Raw genomic sequence first — 22477 nt, 5'->3', positions numbered from 1 at the left:
AGCGCACAGACAAGGACTGGGAATCAGGTGCACGCGACAACCGCAGGATCGGGCGAAGCGCAGCAGGGCGTCTCGGCCTCCCGGCGGATCGGCCCCTACGTCCTGATCACCGCGCTGGACGACCCCCGCGGCCGTATCCCGGTGCCGGAGCGGCGCCACATCGCCCGCAGCGCCGACGGTGAGCACACCGTCCTGCTCAGCACTCCGCTCGCGGGCACCGATGTACAGCGCTTCATGGCGGAGGCCGAGGCCTCTCGTTACCTCCTCGGCCAGTTCATGACGCCCGCCGTCGCCTACGCCGCCGCCGGAGAAGCCGCTTGGCACGCCCGCCCCTATCTCCCGGCGCTTCCTCTTCCCACCGCACTCGCCGTGCACGGCGGCCCACTTCCCGAGCGCACCGTGCGTGCCCTGGGCGCCGCTCTCGCCGAGGCTCTGGTCATCGCCCACGGGCAGGGACTGGCGTACGCCGGTGTGTCCCCGGCGGCCGTGCTGCTCGCCGCCGACGGGCCACGCCTCACCTGCTTCGGAGCCGTTCGGGCCGCGGCCCCGGACGGCACGGCCCGTTCCGGTCTGCCGGGACTGGAGCAGGGCAGCCTGCCACCCGAGCAGGCGTCCGGCGGGCGGCCACGGCCACTCGGTGATGTGTACGCCCTGGGCGCGACGCTCGCCTACGCCGCCACCGGCCACACCACGCCCGAACGCGACGAGCTTCCCTCCGCACTGCGCACGATCGTCGGCCGCTGTCTGGGCCGTGACCCCGGGGAGCGGCCTCAACTGGCCGAACTGCTCGACCTGTTCGCTCCGACCGCCCCGCTCGAACCGGCCGCAGCGACTGCCTCCGCCATGGGCCAGGTGCCGGCCGACGCCGGGCTCGCGACCAGAACCGCCGCGCTGCTCGGTCCGGGCTGGCTGCCGAGCCGCGTGATCGCGGCCATCGCCCACCAGTCGGCCGCCGTACTCAGTGCCGAGATCCCGCGTTCCACCGTGCCCGCCTCACGCCAGGACTGACGACCGCCGCCATGCCCACTCCGCTCACTCACGACGATCCGCAAGCGTTCGGACCGTACCGCCCGGTCGCCCGCCTCGGCAGCGGCGGCATGGGCACGGTCTACCTGGCGCGCTCGGGCGGTGGACGGACCGTCGCGGTCAAGACGATGCACGCCGGCATCGCCTCGGACCCCAGTGCCCGGACCCGGTTCCGGCTGGAGGCCGACGCCGCGCGCGTCATCGGCGGGCGGCACGGCGCGCAGGTGGTGGAGGCGGACACGCAGGCCGAGACACCCTGGATCGCCACCGAGTACGTACTCGGTCCGCCGCTCGACGAGGCGGTCGAACTGGCCGGTCCGCTCCCCGAGGCCACCGTGCGTGCCCTCGGTGCGGCTCTGTGCGGGGCGCTCGGCCAGCTGCACAGCACCGAAGTGGTCCACCGCGACCTCAAGCCGTCCAACATCCTGGTCACGGCCTACGGGCCGAAGGTCATCGACTTCGGTATCGCGCGCGCGATCGGCGACGACCGTCTCACCAGGGTCGGGGCGGCCGTGGGCACCCCGGCCTTCATGTCACCGGAGCAGGCGAGCGGGGAGGAACACACCGCGGCGGGCGACGTGTTCGCGCTGGCCGGAGTGCTCGTCCACGCCGCCACCGGCCGTGCCCCGTTCGGCCACGGGCAGACCGCCGACCTTCTCTACCGGGTCCGGTACGGCGACCCGGACCTGAGCGACGTACCCGCCGCCCTGGTCCCGATTCTCGCCCCGTGCCTGGACAAGAACCCGTTCCGCCGGCCGACCACCTCGGCACTCGCCGCTCGACTCCACGACGGATCCGGCGAGTTCGCACAGCACCTGCCTGACGCGCTGCTCGCGGAGATCGCCCGCCGTGCCACCGAGGTCTGGCAGATCATCCCTCGGCGACTGGCCGCACCGTCGGTGCCGTACGCACCGTCGCCGGCCGCACCGGCCGCGCCGATGTCCCGTCGCCGACTGCTGCTGACGGGCGGCGCAGTGGCGCTCGGCGCGGCGGCCGCCGGCGCCGGAGCCTGGGCCTGGAGCCGACGGTCCGGTGTGCACGAGAAGCAGCCTGTCGCGAGCCCCAGCAACAGCCTGCTGCCGAAGAAGAAGCTCGACTCGATCTGGCAGATCCAGGTCGCCGATCCGCCGTACGGCACGGTCCCGCCCGCGCAGCCGCTCGCCGTCGGGGACCTCGTGACGCTGGTGGCCGGTACCGGTCTCGGCGGAATCGATGCCGGTTCGGGACAGGTCCGGTGGACGTCCGAGCAGATGGAGATCCACTGGCAGATCGCCACGGACGGCGAGAACCTCGTGCGCATGGTGGCCCCGCCGGGATCCGACGGAAACGCGGGCAAGCCAGGCGGCTTTCCGCTCATCCTGGCGTCCGTCGACATGGGCACGGGCAGGGCGGCCAAGCCGTTCGCCCAGCTCACCGACTTCAACGGGGTCATCTCCCAGAACCAGGTGCTGTGCACGGCCGATGGCGTCGTGTACGCGGCGGGAGGCAGGGGGAAGTACGACACGTACTTCCTGGCGTCCCAGTCCTGGTCCCTCTTCGCCGTCGACATCAGCACGGGGAAGAAGCTGTGGACCAGGCCGCTGCCCTCACGAGCGGACCGAACCGACCGCCTGCACTTCCTCACGGCCCGAGTCGTCGGCCACAACCTGGTGGCCCTGCAGGAGACGAACGACGGCAAGGTCCGCATCGTCGTACGGGACACTCGTACGGGTGCCGTCCGCTGGGACAAGCCGTTCGAGGGCGTCGCACCGGACCGCGTACGGGGGCCGCTGGCGACGGACGCCGAGAACCTGTACCTGGGCAACGGGCGGTTGCGGGCCCTGCGGCTGAGCGACGGTGCTCAGGTGTGGGACTCGAAGACCGAACGCCCCGGGCGCACCTACGGACCCCCGGCGGTCAAGGACGGCGTGGTCCACGCCGTCGAGAAGGGCCTCGGCCTCGTCGCCTTCGGCTCCGCCGGCGGGCGGGTGCGGTGGGAGGAGAAGGGCGGCGCGGGAACGAAGGCGGACGTGTCCGCCGCGCCGGTGATCGGCACGGACTACGCGTACAGCAAGCGTTCCTCGGAACTCTGGGCCATCGATCTGTCGTCGCACACGCCCACGGCCTCCTACAAGACCACCGGGAACCGATTCATCGCCCACGAGAAGGCCCGGGTGACCATCGCCCTGGGCGGCAAGTTCCTTGCGGCATTCCCCCTCAAGTGAGCGCCGGCCTCCGGTGAACGGAAGAGAGAGCAGTCAGCGATGAAACCCCTGGGTACCGGCGACCCGATCCGTCTCGGGCCGTACCGTCTGCTCGGAGTGCTGGGCGAGGGCGGCATGGGGAAGGTGTACACCGGCCAGGACGGCGCCGGGACCCTCGCCGCCATCAAGGTGCTCCGGCCGGAACTCGCGCACGACGCGAACCTCGCCCAGCGCTTCGTACGTGAGGCGCTCGCGGCGCAGGCGGTGCGAAGCCCCGGCGTGGCGGCGGTCCTGGGCGCGCAGACCGAGGGCGGGCGGCCCTGGATCGCCACCGAGTTCCTCACCGGACCGACCCTGGACCAGGCGGTCGACAAGCACGGACCGCTCGACGAGGCGAGCGTGCGCGCCCTGGCGGCGTCGATCGCGCAGACCCTGGCGGACATCCACGCGGTGGGCTTCATCCACCGCGACCTCAAACCCCAGAACATCGTGCTGACGTCGACCGGACCACGGGTCATCGACTTCGGCATCGCGCGCCCGGAGCACGGCCTGACGCTCACCACGACCGGCCAGATCCCGGTCACACCGGGGTACGGCGCCCCCGAGCAGGTCCTGGGGCGGCGAGTGACACCCGCCGCGGACGTGTTCTCCCTGGGCGCCGTTCTCGTCTACGCGGCCACCGGCCGGCGCGCGTTCGAGGGGGGCCACGTGGCCGCCGTACAGTACGAGGTCGTCCACGGCGAACCGCGCTGGGACGGCCTGCCCCCTCAGCTGCACACGCTCGTCGCCCCCTGCCTGGCCAAGGACGGTGCGTCACGGCCGGCCCCGGGACAGATCGCCACGGCATTCGCCCCGCCGAAGAACAGTGGCCGCGTGTGGCAGCGCGGCCCGGTCGGGGACGAGATCAAGGAGCGGGAACGCCAGGTACGCCGGCTCACCGCGCCGCCCGCGACGGGCTCCTCGACTGCCGCCACGACCGTGACGAGGCGCCGTCTGCTCACCGGCGTCGCCGCCGGCGGCACGGTGCTCGCCGCGGGGGGAGGTACGACGGGATGGTGGCTGCTCCGGCAGCAGCCGGGCCGGGACAAGAAGGACGGCCCGTTCGACATCCCTCCTGCCGTGAAGACACCGAAGGCCCGGCTGCTCGTGGCGGACGACGGTGACTACATCGTCGAGGGGTCACCCAAGGCGCTGTGGAGCCGTCACGACGTCATCGACCAGGACTCCGCCGCTCCACTGCCGGTGCGGGACGTCATCGTGGTCGGGGACTACGGCAACGGAGAACGCGGCATCGCGGCCTACAACGTCGTGGACGGAAAACGGCGCTGGGCGGCACGGGACGTACAGCCGGATCACTACCTCTCGCTGTCCGACCGCCTGGTCGTCGCCGTCGACGCCGAAGGAACCCTGCACACGTTCGTGCCGTCCACCGGCGAGCGCAAGTGGACCGCGGCCGCCGACGCCGCGGCTGTCGTGGCAGCGGACGACGAGGCCGTCTACGTCATGACGAAGGACCACCGGCTGCGCAGCGTCGGCCGATCGGATGCCAAGGTCCGCTGGACGGCCCGGATCCCGTCGGAACACCGCGGAAAGATCTCCGCGAGCGTGGCCGTCGGCCGCGGACGTCTGGTTCTCCCGACGGTCGACGGCGACGTACTGGCCATGGCGACAGACGATGGCCGCCTGGTGTGGCAGCGACCCGACCAGGCGAAGGAGATCTCGATCGATCCCGTCGTGCGGGACGGGGTCGTGTACCTCAACGGCAGGACACTGGCAGCACTGAGGCTCGCCGACGGCCACGAGATCTGGGAGCACACGACCAGGGACATGTACCGGGCCCTCGCGGAGTGGGGCCCGGTGAGCGTGCACGGGGACTCCGTCTACGCGGTCGGCGGGATGTTCCCCGAGCGCCGCGCCCTCACCGACGGCAGCAACACCTGGACCTCCCGGAGCGACGGCAGCAGCGACAGCCCCGTCCTCGTCCAGGGCACCGGCGTGTGGACGGTCGACCACGCCTACAAGACCGAGATCAACGCCGTGAACGTGGCCAACGGCTTCCTGGGCTGGACCTACGCACTGCCCGAGGCCGAGCACCATGGAATCGCGGTCGCCGGCAACAGGGCGTTCATCAGGAACGACGACTCGCTCTACGCGTTGCCGGTGTTCTGAGCCCATACGGAGGGGCAGTGGCCGACCGGCGGCCACTGCCCCGATTTCTCCGTACGTCAGCCGGCCGTCACGCGGGCCCGTCCGGGACCAGACCGACCTGCACCATCGGCTTCCCCCTCTTCCGTGAAACGAACACCCCGCGCCCCGCGGGCATCGGCCGCGGCCGGACCCCGCCGAGCAGGTCGCCCTCCGCCGGATCACCCGCGAGGACCACGCCCTGGGCGCCGAGTTCCTTGATGCGCTGCATGAAGGACTCGTAGCCGGCACGGGACGCGCCCGCCGTGGAGCGGGCGATGATGAAGCGGACGCCGACGTCGCGGGCGAACGGCAGGAGTTCCGTCAGGCCCGACAGCGGGTTGCCGCTGGACGTGGACACGAGGTCGTAGTCGTCGATGACGACGTACACCGTGGGGCCCCGCCACCAGCTGCGCTCGCGCAGCTGCTCCGGGGTGACGTCGGCCGTCGGTGTGCGGCGCTGCATCAGGTCGGCCAGTGCGTCCATGTGGTGCTGCATCTGGTTGGACATGGGGATGTACTCCGCCAGGTGGGACGGCGGTGTCACCCCGAGCAGCGAGCGGCGGTTGTCGACGACGAACAGCTTGCAGGAGTTGCCGTCGTAGCGCTCGGTGAGGCCCTTGATCAGCAGCTTCAGCAGGTTCGACTTCCCGGACTCGCTCTCGCCGAACACCAGGAAGAACGGGTCCTGTTCGAAGTCCACGAACACCGGCTCGAGGTTGTCCTCGTCCAGGGCGAAGGAGATTCCGCGGTTCGGGAAGCGGTTGCCCGGAGGAAGCTGAGCCGCGGCGAACTCGCGGGGCAGCAGGCGTACCTCCGGCGCGCCGGGCTCCTGCCAGTGACGGCTGACCTCGGCCGCGAGGGCGGTCGACGCCTCCGCGAGGTCCGTGTCCGAGGAGAGGCCATCGATGCGCGGGACCGCCGCCATGAAGTGCTGCTTCTGCGGGGTCTGACCGCGACCGGGCACACCGGTGGGGACGTTCGCCGCGACCTTGCGGTCGATCTCGGAGTCCATCGGGTCGCCCAGCCGCAGCTCCAGGCGGTTCATCAGGTGGTCCTTGAGGTTCGCGCGGACCTCCATCGTGCGCGAGGCCGTGAGGATCAGGTGGATGCCGTAGCCCAGACCGCGCGCGGCGATGTCCAGGACCAGCGGCTCCAGGGCCTCGTAGTCCGTGCGGAAGTTGCCCCAGCCGTCGATGACCAGGAAGACGTCGCCCCAGGGCTGGTCGGTCACCGAGATGTCGCCGCGCGCGCGGCGGGAGCGGAACTCCGCGATGGAGGAGATGCCGGCGGAGCGGAAGTACTCCTCGCGTCGGGTCATGACGCCGTACACCTCGGCCGCCGTACGCCTGACCTTCTCGGGGTCCAGACGTGAGGCGAAGCCGCCCATGTGCGGCAGGCCGGCCACCGCGGCCATACCGCCACCGCCGAAGTCCAGGCCGTAGAACTGCACTTCCCGCGGGGTGTGGGTGAGGGCGAACGACGCGATGATGGAGCGCAGCAGAGTCGACTTGCCGGACTGCGGGCCGCCGACGATCTGCATGTGGCCGGCCGCGCCGCCGAAGTCGAGCCACAGCGGGTCGCGGCGCTGCTCGTAGGGCTTGTCGATGAGCCCGACGGGGACGACGAGCCGTCCCGCGCCCTCGTAGCCCGGCTGCGTCATGCCACGGCCGGGCACCGGGGCGAGCCCCGGCAGCAGCGTGTCGAGCGACGGCGGGCTGTCCAGCGGGGGCAGCCACACCTGGTGGGCGGCCGGACCCTGCGCCTCCAGGCGCCGCACGATCACGTCGAGGACGGTGTCGGCGAGCGCGTCGTCCTTCTGCTGTTCGGGCGCCTCCTGACGCTGCTTCGGGACCGGCGCGTACTGCACCGGGACCTCGGCCGCCGTGAAGAGGACCGGCCTGCGGTCGACGGGCAGCGGGCCGCCGAGCACCGCGGCCTGCTGCGAGCTCGTGCGGTACACGCCGGAGACGTACGCCGCCTTGAAGCGCACCATCTCGTCCGTACCGAACTTCAGGAAACCCGAGCCCGGGACGTTCGGCAGTTCGTAGGCGTCCGGGACGCCGAGCGCGGCGCGCGACTCGGCCGCGGAGAACGTCCGCAGACCGATGCGGTAGGAGAGGTAGGTCTCCAGGCCGCGCAGCCGGCCCTCCTCCAGACGCTGGGAGGCGAGCAGCAGGTGCACGCCCAGCGAACGGCCGATACGGCCGATCTGCACGAACATCTCGATGAAGTCCGGCTTCGCGGTGAGCAGTTCGCTGAACTCGTCGATCACCAGGACGAGGGACGGGATCGGCTGCAGCGGCGCGCCGGCCGCGCGGGCCTTCTCGTAGTCGTGGATGTTCGCGTAGTTGCCCGCGTCGCGGAGCATCTCCTGGCGGCGGTTGAGCTCACCGCGGATCGAGTCGCCCATGCGGTCGACGAGGGTCAGGTCGTCCGCAAGGTTGGTGATCACGGCCGCCACGTGCGGCATCTGGGCCATGCCCGCGAACGTGGCACCACCCTTGAAGTCGGCGAGGACGAAGTTCAGCGTCTCGGAGGAGTGGGTCACGGCGAGGCCGAGAACGAGCGTGCGCAACAGCTCCGACTTGCCGGAGCCGGTCGCACCGACGCACAGGCCGTGCGGGCCCATGCCCTCCTGGGCGGCCTCCTTGAGGTCCAGCATCACGGGCCGGCCGTCCTCGCCGAGACCGATCGCCACACGCAGCCGCTCCGACTGCGAGCGCGGCCGCCAGGTCCGCTTCGTGTCGACCGAGGCCGCGTCGCCCAGGTTCAGCAGATCCGTGAACTCCAGGTTGGCGAGCAGCGGTTGGTCGTCGTCGCCGCCCGACGCCACGCGCAGCGGCGCCAGTTGGCGGGAGAGAGCCTCCGCGGCCTCGTACGACAGGACGTCCGGCGTCCCGTCGTAGACCATGCCGTGCGCAGACTCCAGGCGCAGTTCGTGGGGCTGCACGATCACGGAGAGGTCGCCGCGGCCGATGGTGAGGTCGCCGGGCACGACCTCCAGGACCGTCACGCCCTGCATGCCTTCGGGGCTCGCCAGCAACGACGTCGGCGGCAGGGAGATGCCGTCGAGCACGACCACCACGTGCGGCTGTTCGGGAACCGGCGGTCCGCCGGGGTGGAAGCGCGGGCGGCCCTGCAGGCGGGCGGCGAGCCGGTCCTCCAGCTCCACCGGGTCGGTGGTGATCAGGCGCACGCTGCCGGCGCCGTCGGCGACGCCCGGGGCCTGCGCGTGGGGCAGCCACTTGGCCCACTCCCACTCGGGCGCCGACGCGCGGCCGGTGACGACGGCGACGACCAGGTCCTCGGGGGAGTGCAGCGAGGCGAGGGAGGCGGTGACGGCGCGGGCGGTGCCGCGCACGGTGTCCGGCTCGCCGCTGATCGTCACGTGGTAGAAGGCGCGCAGCGACACCGCCATCGGCAGGTCGTCGAGGGCGCTGTGCGTGGCCAGGAATCGCTGCATGGCGCCCGCGGTCAGCGGCTCCAGCTCGTCGACCGGGGCGGTCTGAGGCGGGATCAGGGGAGTGGCCAGGGCCTGTGGGCCGAGGCCCACCCGTACCTGCCCGAAGTCCTCGTCACCGGTGCGCCGTTCCCACACCCGGCTGCCCTCGGCGACCAGCGCCCACAGTTGCTCCGGCGAAGGGTGCAGGTAGTACTGGGCGTCGCGCTGGGACTTCGCGGTCCCCAAGGCGGCACGCCGGGTCTGCGACAGGTAGCGGAGGTAGTCACGGCGCATGTCGGCCATCTGCCCCTGGCTGCCGCGGCGGTAGCGGATCAGCATCGAGATGCCCATGCCGATCGTCGAGGCCACCATCACCATGCCCATGATCTTCATGAAGGGCTGGGCCTGGGGGTTGAAGAAGAACACCACGGACCCGCCCATGCCGAGCATGGGCAGGAGCTGCATCAGAGCGCCTTCCTGCTGACCGCGCGGAAGCTCCGGCGGCGCTTGCAGTACGACCTCGTCCGTGGGCACTTCCTTCGGCAGTGCCCGCGGTGGGCGCTTGACGACGATGTGGCTCACTACGCACCAATTCCCTTGCCGGACCGAGATGTTTCGTCCGCCGCCCCGTGTCAGGCGGACGTCGACCGCGAAGCGCGATCCTACTGACAACCACGGACAACAGCGGGCGGTAGGGTGCCGGTGAGACGCGTGAGCAGTTGCGAATCATGCCGGGAAAACCCGGGCAATCCGCAACGGTTCGAAGCAAGCGCCACCTCGCAACCCCCGGATGCGACCGCTCGGTTGGCCGGCGGTGCGAAGGGCGCGGCCCAACCTACACAGGATCTTTACGGGCGGAAGAGTGCGCGGCGGCACCACGGCCGCCCCACCGCCGACGAGGGGGAACAGCAGGTGAGCATGACGGCCTCCGCGCCTGCCGGCGCGACCGGTGGACCGGGCACCGGAGCCCCTTCCGGGGCAGGCATGGGATTCGGCTTCTGCCGGGTCACCATCGTGGCGCCCGACAGCCGCATCGACGTGGCACTGCCCGACGACGTACCGGTCGCCGACCTCTACCCGGAGATTCTGCGCCTGTCCCAGCAGAGCCCCGCCGAGGGCGCGCCGGTCGGCTACCACCTCGTGCGGCGGGACGGCGCCGTCCTCGACGGCGCCCGGTCCTTCACGGCACAGCGCATCCTCGACGGCGAACTGCTCACCCTGCGCCCGTTCGCCGAGTCGCTGCCGCCCGCGGTCCTCGACGACGTCTCCGAGGCGGTGGCCTCCGCCGTCACCCGCGACCGCACCCTGTGGAGCGGCGACCTCACCCGTGCAGCCGGTCTCGTCGCGGGCGGCATCCTGCCCGCGCTGATCGCGTTCGTGGCCTGGAGCTCCCAGATCCACCACGACATGCACAGCCTGCAGGGCATCATCGCGGGCGTCACCGGCGTCCTGCTGGTCACCATCGCCTGCGTACGCGCCCGTGTGTACGGCGACCGGGGCTCCGCGGTCGCACTGGGGCTCGGCGCCCTGCCGAACGCCGCCGTGGCCGGTTCGGGGCTGTTGTCACTCTCCGCCGGGCAGGGCATCGGACGGCTCCAGTTCCTGCTCGCCTGCGCGGCGGTCCTGGTCGCCTCCGTGGTGCTCACCCTCGTGTCGCCGGGCGGTGACGGACCCTTCGTGGCGTTCGTCTTCGCCTCGGCCATCGGTCTGATCACCAGCTTCATCGCGATCCTCACCAAGCTGGAGCCCATCGAGACGGCCGCCGTCTGCGCCCCGCTGTCCGTCGTGGCACTGGCCTTCCTGCCGGGCCTGTCCATGCGCTTCGCACGGCTGCCCATCGGCTTCGAGCCGCCCAACCCCTCCCGCGGCGGCTACGACAGCGGTGAGCCCGCCCCGCAGGAGCCCGTGGACCTCGAGCGGGTGGCCGCCCAGGCCCGGCGCGGCCACGAACTCCTCGTCGGCTTCGTCGGCGGCTGCGCCCTCGTCGCGGTCGGCGCGTCGATCGTCCTCGGCTTCTCCAGCAACATCTGGGCCCAGCTCCTGGCCCTCGCGACCGGCGTGGCGATGCTGATGCGGGCGCATCTCTTCCGCTACACCGCGCAGGTCGGCGCCACCCTGGCCGCGGGCCTCGCCGCGATCGTCTTCCTCGGCCTCGGCCTCGCGCTGAACCCGCCCCGGAGCTACCTGATCGACGCCCTCCAGGGCCACACCAACGCCCTCGACATCCGCAGCGTCTGGCTCGCCGCGGCGGTCGGCGCGGCCACCGCCCTGGTCACCGCGATCGCTCTGATCACCCCGCGGCGCGGTGTCACCCCCTTCTGGGGCCGCTTCCTGGAGATCGCCGAGAGCTTCGTCCTGCTCACGCTGATCCCGCTGGCACTGGCCGTGTTCGACGTGTACGAGCGGGCGCGGGCGATGACCAGCTAGCCCTCGCCGGATCACCGGACGCAGAGGAAACAGAACTGGGCGGCACGCGCGCGTGCCGCCCAGTTCTGCGTTCCGCTCACTCCGCCGCGAGTCCGCCCTCGTGCGGCATCGGCTTCAGATCGAACTCCCCGTCCCGGGCACCCAGGACGAACGCCCGCCACTCCGCCTCCGTGTACCGCAGCACGGTGCCGTGGTCGAGCGAGGACCGCATCGCCACCGCCCCGTCCGGGAGGTACGCGATCTCGACCCGCTCCTCGTGCTCCTCCGTACCCGGGGCGCAGTGCCACTCGGCGTCCGAGATGTCGAGCGCGTACAGCTCGTCGCGCTCCCGCTCCTTGCGCGCCCTGATCTCCGCTTCCGTCTCCGCCATCCCGGAGCGACCCCTTCCCGACGTACGTACGATCAGCACGCTCACCCTAGTGGCCGCCTCCCGTCGGACCGGGGTGTTCCGAAAGGCGGGAGAGGGTTCCCGCCACCGGCTGGTACCCTGTGTGACGGCCGTTTGTGTACGCACCCCCGGAGCCCTCTCAGAAGGCTCCGGAGGCAGCGCTCAGCGGATCCCCGCCTTCCGAGTCACGGAAGCTCCCCCGAGAAGCAGACCGGGGGCGCTCGGTGGGCACTCACAGACTACTGAGGAGTACGCGTGTCGCTCGACGCCGCTACGAAGAAGCAGATCATCAGCGAGTTCGGTACCAAGGAGGGCGACACCGGCTCCCCCGAGGTCCAGGTCGCCATGCTCTCGCGTCGGATCTCCGACCTGACGGAGCACCTCAAGACCCACAAGCACGACCACCACTCCCGCCGTGGTCTGCTGATCCTGGTCGGTCAGCGCCGTCGCCTGCTGCAGTACCTGGCGAAGAAGGACATCCAGCGCTTCCGTACGCTGGTCGACCGCCTGGGCATCCGCCGCGGTGCTGCGGGCGCCAAGTAAGACGCCGTGAGGGGGGCGGTTCCCGGAAGGACTCGGGAACCGCTCCTTTTGCCGTATAGGGGGAAGTCCTGTCGTATGCAGGCAAGCCCCCGTCGTACGTGCGGAAACGTGCGGAGTGTCACTCACGCTTTGTAGTGTGGTAGCACAACGCAGTACGTACGACACAGAACGAGGAGAAGCGCACCCAAGCCGCCGCCGGTCCTCGGTAGTGGCCCCCGGGGGGAAGCGAGCCCCGGGTGCTTCGATCGAAGACCGGCCCGCACAGCACGGCGCGCTTCTCCGTAACCGTCCCCCTGCCACACGGGCAGCCCAGGGACGAAGACGAGGAGAAAACGCTAGTGGAGAACGAGACCCACTACGCCGAGGCCGTCATCGACAATGGCGCCTTCGGCACCCGCACGATCCGTTTCGAGACGGGCCGCCTGGCCAAGCAGGCCGCCGGTTCCGCCGTGGCGTACCTGGACGACGACACCATGGTGCTGTCGGCCACCACCGCCTCCAAGAACCCCAAGGACCAGCTCGACTTCTTCCCGCTGACGGTGGACGTCGAGGAGCGGATGTACGCCGCCGGCAAGATCCCCGGCAGCTTCTTCCGCCGTGAGGGCCGTCCCTCCGAGGACGCGATCCTCACCTGCCGTCTGATCGACCGCCCGCTGCGCCCGTCCTTCAAGAAGGGCCTGCGCAACGAGATCCAGGTCGTCGCCACGATCATGGCGCTCAACCCCGACCACCTGTACGACGTCGTCGCGATCAACGCCGCGTCCGCGTCCACGCAGCTGGCCGGTCTGCCCTTCTCCGGCCCGATCGGCGGCGTCCGCGTCGCGCTGATCCGCGGCCAGTGGGTCGCGTTCCCGACGCACACCGAGCTCGAGGACGCCGTCTTCGACATGGTGGTCGCGGGCCGCGTCCTGGAGGACGGCGACGTCGCGATCATGATGGTCGAGGCCGAGGCCACCGACGGGACCATCAAGCTCGTCGAGGGCGGCGCCGAGGCGCCGACCGAGGAGGTCGTCGCCGCCGGTCTGGAAGCCGCGAAGCCCTTCATCAAGGTGCTCTGCAAGGCCCAGGCCGACCTCGCCTCCAAGGCCGCCAAGCCGACCGGCGAGTTCCCGATCTTCCTCGACTACCAGGACGACGTCCTGGAGGCGCTCACCGCCGCCGTCCGCCCGGAGCTCGCCTCCGCGCTGACCATCGCGGGCAAGCAGGAGCGCGAGTCCGAGCTGGACCGCGTCAAGGCGCTCGCCGCCGAGAAGCTCCTGCCGGAGTTCGAGGGCCGCGAGAAGGAGATCTCCGCCGCGTACCGCTCGCTCACCAAGCAGCTGGTCCGCGAGCGCGTGATCAAGGAGAAGAAGCGCATCGACGGCCGCGGCGTCACGGACATCCGTACGCTCGCCGCCGAGGTCGAGGCCATCCCGCGGGTGCACGGTTCCGCGGTGTTCGAGCGTGGCGAGACCCAGATCCTGGGCGTCACCACCCTCAACATGCTCCGCATGGAGCAGCAGCTGGACACCCTCTCCCCGGTGACCCGCAAGCGCTACATGCACAACTACAACTTCCCGCCGTACTCCACCGGTGAGACCGGCCGCGTCGGCTCCCCGAAGCGCCGCGAGATCGGCCACGGCGCCCTCGCCGAGCGCGCCCTCGTGCCGGTCCTGCCGACGCGCGAGGAGTTCCCCTACGCGATCCGCCAGGTCTCCGAGGCGCTGAGCTCCAACGGCTCGACGTCCATGGGCTCGGTCTGCGCCTCCACCATGTCGCTGCTGAACGCCGGTGTGCCGCTGAAGGCCCCGGTCGCCGGTATCGCCATGGGCCTGATCTCCCAGGAGATCGAGGGCGAGACGCACTACGTCACCCTCACCGACATCCTCGGTGCGGAGGACGCCTTCGGCGACATGGACTTCAAGGTCGCCGGCACCAAGGAGTTCGTGACCGCCCTCCAGCTCGACACCAAGCTGGACGGCATCCCGGCCTCCGTCCTGGCCGCGGCCCTCAAGCAGGCCCGCGACGCCCGCCTCCACATCCTCGACGTGATGATGGAAGCGATCGACACGCCGGACGAGATGTCCCCGAACGCGCCGCGGATCATCACCGTGAAGATCCCGGTCGACAAGATCGGCGAGGTCATCGGCCCCAAGGGCAAGATGATCAACCAGATCCAGGAGGACACCGGCGCCGAGATCACGATCGAGGACGACGGCACCATCTACATCGGTGCCGCCGACGGCCCGGCCGCCGAGGCCGCCCGTGCCACGATCAACGGCATCGCCAACCCGACCATGCCGGAGGTCGGCGAGCGCTACCTGGGTACGGTCGTGAAGACGACGACCTTCGGTGCGTTCGTGTCGCTGCTCCCGGGCAAGGACGGTCTGCTGCACATCTCGCAGATCCGCAAGCTCGCCGGCGGCAAGCGCGTGGAGAACGTCGAGGACGTCCTCGGTGTGGGCCAGAAGGTCCAGGTCGAGATCGCCGAGATCGACTCCCGCGGCAAGCTGTCCCTCGTTCCGGTGGTCGAGGGCGAAGAAGGCGACGAGACGACGAAGGACGACGCCGAGCAGTGACGTCCCGTAGCTCCAAGGCGACGGCCCGCACCTCTTCGGAGGCGCGGGCCGTCGCCCGTACCCAAACCCTGATCAAGGGCACCAACGGCATCGGCACGGTCCGCAAGACCACCCTCCCGGGCGGCCTGCGCATCGTCACCGAGACCCTGCCCTCGGTCCGCTCCGCGACCTTCGGCATCTGGGCCCACGTCGGCTCCCGCGACGAGACGCCGTCCCTGAACGGCGCCACGCACTACCTGGAGCACCTGCTCTTCAAGGGCACCAGTCGCAGGTCGGCCCTGGACATCTCCTCCGCGGTCGACGCGGTCGGCGGCGAGATGAACGCGTTCACGGCCAAGGAGTACACGTGCTACTACGCGCGGGTGCTCGACACCGACCTGCCGCTCGCCATCGACGTCGTCTGCGACATGCTGACCGGCTCGCTCATCGTCGAGGAGGACGTCAACGTCGAGCGCGGCGCGATCCTCGAAGAGATCGCGATGACCGAGGACGACCCGGGCGACTGTGTGCACGACCTGTTCGCGCACACGATGTTCGGCGACAACGCCCTCGGCCGCCCCGTCCTCGGCACGGTCGACACGGTCAACGCCCTCAGCGCCGACCGCATCCGCCGCTTCTACAAGAAGCACTACGACCCGACCCACCTCGTGGTCGCCTGCGCCGGCAACGTCGACCACAACAAGGTCGTACGCCAGGTCCGCGCGGCCTTCGAGAGGGCGGGCGCCTTCAAGAACCTGGACGCGCAGCCCATCGCCCCGCGCGACGGCCGCCGTACGATCCGCACGGCCGGCAAGGTCGAACTGCTCGCCCGCAAGACCGAGCAGGCGCACGTCGTCCTCGGCATGCCCGGCCTGGCCCGCACGGACGACCGTCGCTGGGCCATGGGCGTGCTCAACACCGCGCTCGGCGGCGGCATGTCCTCCCGCCTCTTCCAGGAGGTCCGGGAGAAGCGCGGCCTCGCCTACAGCGTGTACTCGTACACCTCCGGCTTCGCCGACTGCGGCCTGTTCGGCGTGTACGCGGGCTGCCGCCCGAGCCAGGTGCACGACGTGCTGAAGATCTGCCGCGACGAACTCGACAACGTCGCCGCGGGCGGCCTCTCCGACGACGAGATCAGGCGCGCCATAGGCCAGCTCCAGGGCTCCACCGTCCTGGGCCTGGAGGACACCGGCGCGCTGATGAACCGTATCGGCAAGAGCGAGCTGTGCTGGGGCGAGCAGATGTCGGTCGACGACATGCTGGCCCGGATCTCCGCGGTCACCCCGGACGAGATCCGCTCGGTCGCCCGCGACATCCTGGGACAGCGCCCGTCGCTGTCGGTCATCGGCCCGCTGAAGGACAAGCAGGCCTCCCGTCTGCACGACGCCGTCGCCTGAAACACCACCGGTTAGGAAGCAGGAAACATGAGCAAGCTGCGCGTGGCGATCCTCGGTGCCAAGGGCAGGATCGGATCCGAGGCGGTACGGGCGGTCGAGGCCGCCGAGGACATGGAGCTGGTCGCCGCTCTCGGCCGGGGCGACAAGCTGGAGACGCTGGCGGAGACCGGCGCCCAGGTCGCCGTCGAGCTGACCACTCCCGCCTCCGTCATGGGCAACCTCGACTTCTGCGTGCGCCACGGCATCCACGCGGTCGTCGGTACGACGGGCTGGACCGACGAGCGCCTCGCGCAGCTGAAGGGCTGGCTCGCCCAGTCCCCGGAGACCGGCGTGCTCATCGCCCCGAACTTCTCCATCGGGGCCGTCCTGACCATGAAGTTCGCGCAGATCGCCGCGCCGTACTTCGAGTCGGTCGAGGTCGTCGAGCTGCACCACCCGAACAAGGTGGACGCTCCCTCGGGGACCGCCACGCGCACCGCCCAGCTCATCGCCGAGGCCCGCCGCGCCGCCGGCACGGCCCCGGCGCCGGACGCCACCGTGACGGCCCTGGACGGCGCCCGGGGCGCCGACGTCGACGGCGTCCCGGTGCACGCCGTGCGTCTGCGCGGCCTCCTGGCACACCAGGAGGTGCTGCTCGGCGGCGAGGGCGAGACCCTCACGATCCGTCACGACTCCCTGCACCACACCAGCTTCATGCCGGGCATCCTGCTCGGCGCCCGCCGCGTGGTGTCGACTCCGGGCCTGACTTTCGGCCTTGAGCACTTCCTGGACCTGAGCTGAGCCCGAAGACGTCATGCGCGCGAAGATCACTTACCTCGTCACGGCCGCCGTCCTGCTCTTCTACTTCGTGCTGGTCGGCAGCCGCGGCGTCATGCTCATCCAGTCCGGCACGGTCCTCACCGTCACCTTCGGGGTCGCGGTGCTCATCCTGCCGGTCATCGGCCTGTGGTTCCTGTGGAAGAACACCCAATTCGTCCGCAAGGCCAACCAGCTGGCCGCCGAACTCGACGCCGAGGGCGGGCTGCCCGTCGACGAGCTGAAGCGCACCCCGGGCGGCCGGATCGACCGCGACTCGGCCGACGAGGTGTTCGCCAGGCGCAAGGCCGAGACGGAGGCGGCTCCGGAGGACTGGCGCAGCTGGTTCCGGCTCGCCGTCGCCTACCACGACGCGCGGGACACCCCGCGCGCCCGCAAGGCGATGCTGCGTGCCATCGCCCTGCACGACGGCAGGCCCGTCCAGGCCTGAGCCCCACCGGCGGCCTGGCCGGAGAAGAGACCCGTACGACAGAGGGGCCGGTCCGCGGCACAGCGGACGGCCCCTCCGGCTTGTCTGCTCCGGTCAGTGGCGCCCGTACTCCGCGGCCCACGCCTCCACCGTGTCCGCCGCCCGGTCGAAGGCTGCGGGGCGGTTCAGGAAGTCCAGGCCGTGCGAGGTCAGCAGGGGCGCCATGTCCTCGGTGGGCCGGTCCTTGCCTACGAGCGTCAGGGCCTGCCCCTGCACCGTGCGGGGCAGCCCCAGCCAGCGCACCGGCTGCTGGGCCGTCCGCACCGAGACCACCCGCTGCCAGGGCACCGTACGCGTCAGCAGGAAGCCGACGTGGCGCAGTCCGCGTGCGCTCACCCACACGCCCATGCGCAGCATCCGCAGCGCGCTGCCGATGACCGCCAGCGCCACGCCGAAGACCACACCGGCCGAGGACACCGAGCCGGTCAGGGCGATCAGGACCGCCGCGAACAGCACGAACGAGGACAGCAGCAGGCCCAGGGCCGCCCCGCCCACGCGTCCGGGGCCGGGCCGGTAGGGGCGCCGCCAGCGCTCGCGGTCGTCGAAGGGCAGCGGGCTCTCGGAAGCCGCCTCGAAGGTGCGGTCGGCCGTCAGGAAGGGCAGGGGCACGGCTGGTCCTCACTCAATCCTTGCTGGGGCTGTGCCCGGTGAGGCTATCCGGCCGGGTTCCCGCCCACCACTCCTGGGCGGCCGTAAGGGTCAGCGCCCCTGTGCGGCCTGGGACTGCTGGGCCGGCGTACCGGACGGCGTGGACAGGGCCGGCGTGCCGATGATCACCGCTCCGACGAGCCCGGCGACGACGGTGAGGCCCAGCAGCCAGCTCCCGGCCATCCGGCCGACGGACGCCCGCTGACGGGGCGGGGGAGCGACATTGCTGCGGAACCGGTCCGCCTCGGCCACAAAGGCGAAGGGCACGGGCTCACGCCGACGAAACATGGGAGTACGTCTCCTTCAGGGATGAAACGGATGAGTCTCACCCACACAGACGAACAAGCGTCGCAATCGGTGCCCGGTTTCACCAATTTCATTCAGGCACGACGACGAACGCCCCGTTTGGCGGGCCGTAGAGTGGCGTCCGCAAGAGACCAGATGGGAAGGACCCGCCGAATCGTGACCCCCACCCCCGACGACGAACTCAAGATCGATCTGCGTAGTGATGTCACCGTCGAACTGGTCAAACACAGCGCAGCGGACTCGGACGTTCTCTTCGCGGCCCGTGTGTCGACTGTCGGGGAGCAGTCCCTGGACGAGCTGAACAAGGACCCGGAGCGTTCCAAGGGCCTGATCAACTACCTGATGCGCGACCGGCACGGCAGCCCGTTCGAGCACAACTCGATGACCTTCTTCATCAGCGCCCCGATCTTCGTGTTCCGCGAGTTCATGCGGCACCGGGTCGGCTGGTCGTACAACGAGGAGTCGGGCCGCTACCGGGAGCTGCAGCCGGTCTTCTACGTCCCGGACGAGTCCCGCAAGCTGGTCCAGGAGGGGCGCCCCGGCAAGTACGTCTTCGTCGAGGGCACCCAGGCCCAGCAGGAGCTGGTCGGCCGCATCATGGAGGACTCGTACCTGCAGGCCTACACGGCCTACCAGGAGATGCTGGACGCCGGCGTCGCCCGCGAGGTCGCCCGCTCGGTCCTCCCGGTCGGCCTCTTCTCCTCGATGTACGCCACCTGCAACGCCCGCTCGCTGATGCACTTCCTCGGCCTGCGCACCCAGCACGAGCTGGCGAAGGTGCCGTCCTTCCCGCAGCGGGAGATCGAGATGGTCGGCGAGAAGATGGAGGCGGAGTGGGCCAGGCTCATGCCGCTCACCTACGCGGCCTTCAATGCGAACGGCCGTGTGGCCCCGTAACGAAGCCCTGTTCCCCCACGCGGAACGGATGTACGGATCAGCCGCGCGAAGTGTCCGTATTGCGGCATTTAGAGAAGTTCATCTAGCCTGATCAAACGGACCCGGCACTGCTTGAACCCCCGAGCAGGCAGTGCCGGGCTCCGCATTTGTCCGGACTTTCCAGGCACCCCAAGGGCAGACCACGCATGGAGCACCGAGTAGCGTGTTACCCATGGCTCCGACCTCGACTCCGCAGACCCCCTTCGGGCGGGTCCTCACCGCCATGGTCACGCCCTTCACGGCGGACGGCGCACTCGACCTCGACGGCGCGCAGCGGCTCGCCACCCACCTGGTGGACGCAGGCAACGACGGCCTGATCATCAACGGCACCACCGGCGAGTCCCCCACCACCAGTGACGCGGAGAAATCGGACCTCGTACGAGCCGTACTGGAGGCGGTCGGCGACCGCGCCCACATTGTCGCCGGCGTCGGCACCAACGACACCCACCACAGCCTGGAGCTGGCCCGCGAAGCCGAGCGCGTCGGCGCACACGGCCTGCTGGTCGTCACGCCGTACTACAACAAGCCCCCGCAGGAGGGTCTGTACCGGCACTTCACGGCCGTCGCGGACGCCACCGGGCTGCCGGTCATGCTCTACGACATCCCCGGCCGCAGCGGCGTCCCGATCAACACCGAGACGCTCGTCCGCCTCGCCGAGCACCCCCGGATCGTCGCCAACAAGGACGCCAAGGGCGACCTCGGCCGCGCCAGCTGGGCCATCGCCCAGTCCGGTCTCGCCTGGTACTCCGGCGACGACATGCTGAACCTGCCGCTGCTCTCCGTGGGCGCGGTCGGCTTCGTGTCGGTCGTCGGCCACCTCGTCACCCCCGACCTGCGCGCCCTCGTCGACGCGTACACCTCGGGCGACGTCGTCAAGGCCACCGAGATCCACCAGAAGCTGCTCCCGGTGTACACGGGCATGTTCCGCACTCAGGGCGTGATGACCACGAAGGCCGCGCTCGCCCTGCAGGGACTCCCCGCCGGACCTCTGCGCGCCCCCATGGTCGAGTGCTCGGCCGAGGAGATCGCCCAGCTCAAGATCGATCTTGCCGCCGGCGGGGTACAGCTCTGACAACAGACTTGGCACCACCCGAGCTTCACAACTGAATCCACAACCGCATAAGCGGGCCACCGGTGCCCGCACCCGACAACGACAACTGCTTCTGCACGAACGTCATGCGCGCCACGTGCCCGGCCGGTACGTGGCGTGCGTGGTGAGGAGAGTCTTTTGAGTCATCCGCATCCTGAACTCGGCCCGCCCCCGCCGCTCACTGAGGGCGGCCTGCGCGTCACCCCGCTCGGCGGCCTCGGTGAGATCGGCCGAAACATGACGGTCTTCGAGTACGGGGGCCGTCTCCTGATCGTCGACTGCGGAGTGCTTTTCCCCGAGGAGGAGCAGCCCGGAATCGACCTGATCCTTCCGGACTTCTCGTCCGTCCGGGACCGCCTCGACGACATCGAGGGCATCGTCCTCACGCACGGTCATGAGGACCACATCGGTGGCGTCCCCTTCCTGCTGCGCGAGAAGCCGGACATCCCGCTGATCGGCTCCAAGCTGACCCTCGCCCTCATCGAGGCCAAGCTCCAGGAGCACCGGATCCGCCCGTACACCCTGGAGGTGGCGGAGGGGAACCGCGAGCGCATCGGCCCCTTCGACTGCGAGTTCATCGCGGTCAACCACTCCATCCCGGACGCCCTGGCCGTCGCCATCCGCACCCCCGCGGGCATGGTGGTGCACACCGGCGACTTCAAGATGGACCAGCTCCCGCTGGACAACCGCCTCACCGACCTGCACGCGTTCGCACGGCTGAGCGAAGAGGGCATCGACCTCCTGCTCACCGACTCCACGAACGCCGAGGTCCCGGGCTTCACCCCGCACGAGCGGGACATCTCCAACGTCCTGCGCCAGGTCTTCGCCGGCGCCCGCAAGCGAATCATCGTGGCCAGCTTCGCCAGCCACGTCCACCGCATCCAGCAGATCCTGGACGCGGCGCACGAGTACGGCCGCCGGGTCGCCTTCGTCGGCCGCTCCATGGTCCGCAACATGGGCATCGCCCGCGACCTCGGCTACCTGAAGGTCCCGCCGGGCCTGGTCGTCGACGTCAAGACGCTGGACGACCTGCCGGACCACGAGGTGGTCCTGGTCTGCACGGGTTCCCAGGGCGAGCCGATGGCGGCCCTGTCCCGGATGGCCAACCGCGACCACCAGATCCGTATCGTCGACGGTGACACGGTCATCCTGGCCTCGTCCCTCATCCCCGGAAACGAGAACGCGGTCTACCGCGTGATCAACGGCCTGACCCGCTGGGGCGCCAACGTCGTCCACAAGGGCAACGCCAAGGTGCATGTTTCCGGCCATGCCTCCGCGGGCGAGCTGCTGTACTTCTACAACATCTGCCGCCCGAGGAACCTGATGCCGGTCCACGGCGAATGGCGGCATCTGCGCGCCAACGCCGAGCTGGGCGCGATGACGGGTGTCCCGCACGACCGGATCGTCATTGCAGAGGACGGCGTGGTGGTCGACCTGATCGAGGGCAGGGCCAAGATCTCGGGCAAGGTCCAGGCGGGTTACGTCTATGTCGACGGCCTCTCCGTCGGTGACGTCGGCGAGCCGGCCCTGAAGGACCGCAAGATCCTCGGCGACGAGGGCATCATCTCGGTCTTCGTGGTGGTGGACTCCTCCACCGGCAAGATCACCGGTGGCCCGCACGTCCAGGCCCGCGGTTCCGGCATCGAGGACTCCGCCTTCGCCGACGTCCTCCCGAAGATCACGGAGGTCCTGGAGCGCTCGGCCCAGGATGGCGTGGTGGAGCCCCACCAGCTGCAGCAACTCGTTCGGCGCACCCTCGGCAAGTGGGTCTCCGACACGTATCGCCGCAGGCCGATGATCCTGCCGGTCGTGGTGGAGGTCTGACACCTCGTCCGCACGAACTCGGAGCGGGGCCCCTCGATTTGCATCGGGGCGCCCCGCTCCAGTACGTTTACGGCTCCGCCCAACCGGGAACCCCCCAGTACCTCGTGTGCTGGACGACGGTGCCCCGGAGCGGGTGGGAAATCCGGCTCAGAACTTCTGATAAAGTCGGAACCGCCGGAAAGGGAAACGCGAAAGCGAGAACCTGGAAAGCACCGAGGAAATCGGATCGAGAAAAGATCTGATAGAGTCGGAAACACC

At 70.3% G+C, this 22477-nt stretch carries 16 protein-coding genes; 12 read left to right on the top strand and 4 right to left on the bottom strand.

Annotated elements, in window-relative coordinates:
- The first annotated feature begins 27 nt into the window (after window positions 1-27).
- Genes AC07DS_RS42720 through AC07DS_RS42710 form a run of 3 tightly spaced genes read left to right on the top strand, consistent with a single transcriptional unit; the run spans window position 28 to window position 5378 of the window.
- Window positions 28-1008: a protein kinase family protein gene (locus AC07DS_RS42720; protein ID WP_479154131.1), complete on the top strand. Its 981-nt coding sequence runs from the start codon at window positions 28-30 to the stop codon at window positions 1006-1008.
- Between the two features lie 11 nt (window positions 1009-1019).
- Window positions 1020-3230 (top strand): protein kinase domain-containing protein, encoded by a 2211-nt coding sequence (locus AC07DS_RS42715; RefSeq protein WP_479154130.1) that lies wholly within the window; start codon window positions 1020-1022, stop codon window positions 3228-3230.
- A 39-nt stretch (window positions 3231-3269) separates the two neighbouring features.
- Window positions 3270-5378, top strand: coding sequence for a protein kinase domain-containing protein (locus AC07DS_RS42710; protein WP_479154129.1), 2109 nt, complete (start codon window positions 3270-3272; stop codon window positions 5376-5378).
- A 67-nt stretch (window positions 5379-5445) separates the two neighbouring features.
- Here AC07DS_RS42710 and eccCa read toward each other — a convergent pair whose 3' ends face one another.
- Window positions 5446-9420, bottom strand: a complete 3975-nt coding sequence (gene eccCa / locus AC07DS_RS42705) for a type VII secretion protein EccCa (RefSeq protein WP_479154128.1) — start codon at window positions 9418-9420, stop codon at window positions 5446-5448.
- 336 nt (window positions 9421-9756) lie between these two features.
- Here eccCa and eccD point away from each other — a divergent pair, with 336 nt between their 5' ends.
- Window positions 9757-11265: a type VII secretion integral membrane protein EccD gene (gene eccD, locus AC07DS_RS42700; protein WP_479154160.1), complete on the top strand. Its 1509-nt coding sequence runs from the start codon at window positions 9757-9759 to the stop codon at window positions 11263-11265.
- Window positions 11266-11341: 76 nt separating this feature from the next.
- On the opposite strand, the gene AC07DS_RS42695 is transcribed toward eccD, so the two are convergent.
- Complete coding sequence (locus tag AC07DS_RS42695; RefSeq protein WP_479154127.1) at window positions 11342-11635, bottom strand: DUF397 domain-containing protein; 294 nt, start codon at window positions 11633-11635, stop codon at window positions 11342-11344.
- 273 nt (window positions 11636-11908) lie between these two features.
- Here AC07DS_RS42695 and rpsO point away from each other — a divergent pair, with 273 nt between their 5' ends.
- The 5 genes from rpsO (at window position 11909) to AC07DS_RS42670 (ending at window position 17376) form a co-directional block, all read left to right on the top strand.
- Window positions 11909-12196 carry a 30S ribosomal protein S15 gene (rpsO, locus tag AC07DS_RS42690; protein WP_033529274.1) on the top strand — a complete coding sequence of 96 codons (288 nt, stop codon included), beginning with the start codon at window positions 11909-11911 and terminating at the stop codon, window positions 12194-12196.
- 338 nt (window positions 12197-12534) lie between these two features.
- On the top strand, window positions 12535-14754 hold the full coding sequence (locus AC07DS_RS42685) for a polyribonucleotide nucleotidyltransferase (RefSeq protein ID WP_479154126.1): 2220 nt from the start codon (window positions 12535-12537) through the stop codon (window positions 14752-14754).
- Window positions 14751-16130, top strand: a complete 1380-nt coding sequence (locus AC07DS_RS42680) for a M16 family metallopeptidase (protein ID WP_479154125.1) — start codon at window positions 14751-14753, stop codon at window positions 16128-16130. Before AC07DS_RS42685 ends, AC07DS_RS42680 begins: the two co-directional genes overlap by 4 nt.
- A 27-nt stretch (window positions 16131-16157) precedes the next feature.
- The gene (gene dapB / locus AC07DS_RS42675) at window positions 16158-16910 is read left to right on the top strand and encodes a 4-hydroxy-tetrahydrodipicolinate reductase (protein ID WP_145885555.1); all 753 of its coding nucleotides are present in this window, start codon (window positions 16158-16160) and stop codon (window positions 16908-16910) included.
- 13 nt (window positions 16911-16923) lie between these two features.
- Entirely contained in the window at window positions 16924-17376 is a 453-nt protein-coding gene (locus tag AC07DS_RS42670) for a hypothetical protein (RefSeq protein ID WP_479154124.1), read from the top strand.
- A gap of 93 nt (window positions 17377-17469) precedes the next feature.
- Here AC07DS_RS42670 and AC07DS_RS42665 read toward each other — a convergent pair whose 3' ends face one another.
- Entirely contained in the window at window positions 17470-18024 is a 555-nt protein-coding gene (locus tag AC07DS_RS42665; RefSeq protein ID WP_479154123.1) for a hypothetical protein, read from the bottom strand.
- A 90-nt stretch (window positions 18025-18114) separates the two neighbouring features.
- A complete protein-coding gene (locus AC07DS_RS42660) occupies window positions 18115-18351 on the bottom strand; it encodes a hypothetical protein (RefSeq protein ID WP_479154122.1) in 237 nt (78 codons plus the stop codon).
- Between the two features lie 174 nt (window positions 18352-18525).
- Here AC07DS_RS42660 and thyX point away from each other — a divergent pair, with 174 nt between their 5' ends.
- The 3 genes from thyX to AC07DS_RS42645 all read left to right on the top strand — a co-directional run bounded on the left by thyX (window position 18526) and on the right by AC07DS_RS42645 (window position 22219).
- Entirely contained in the window at window positions 18526-19266 is a 741-nt protein-coding gene (thyX, locus tag AC07DS_RS42655; RefSeq protein WP_145885559.1) for an FAD-dependent thymidylate synthase, read from the top strand.
- Window positions 19267-19477: 211 nt separating this feature from the next.
- Window positions 19478-20377 (top strand): 4-hydroxy-tetrahydrodipicolinate synthase, encoded by a 900-nt coding sequence (dapA, locus tag AC07DS_RS42650; RefSeq protein ID WP_145885560.1) that lies wholly within the window; start codon window positions 19478-19480, stop codon window positions 20375-20377.
- Between the two features lie 156 nt (window positions 20378-20533).
- Complete coding sequence (locus AC07DS_RS42645; protein ID WP_479154121.1) at window positions 20534-22219, top strand: ribonuclease J; 1686 nt, start codon at window positions 20534-20536, stop codon at window positions 22217-22219.
- Window positions 22220-22477: the final 258 nt, after the last annotated feature.

This window comes from Streptomyces sp. NPDC044064 (assembly GCF_056434245.1).
Note: the sequence above shows the minus strand (reverse complement) of the source record. Positions and strands in the feature narration are given on the sequence as shown.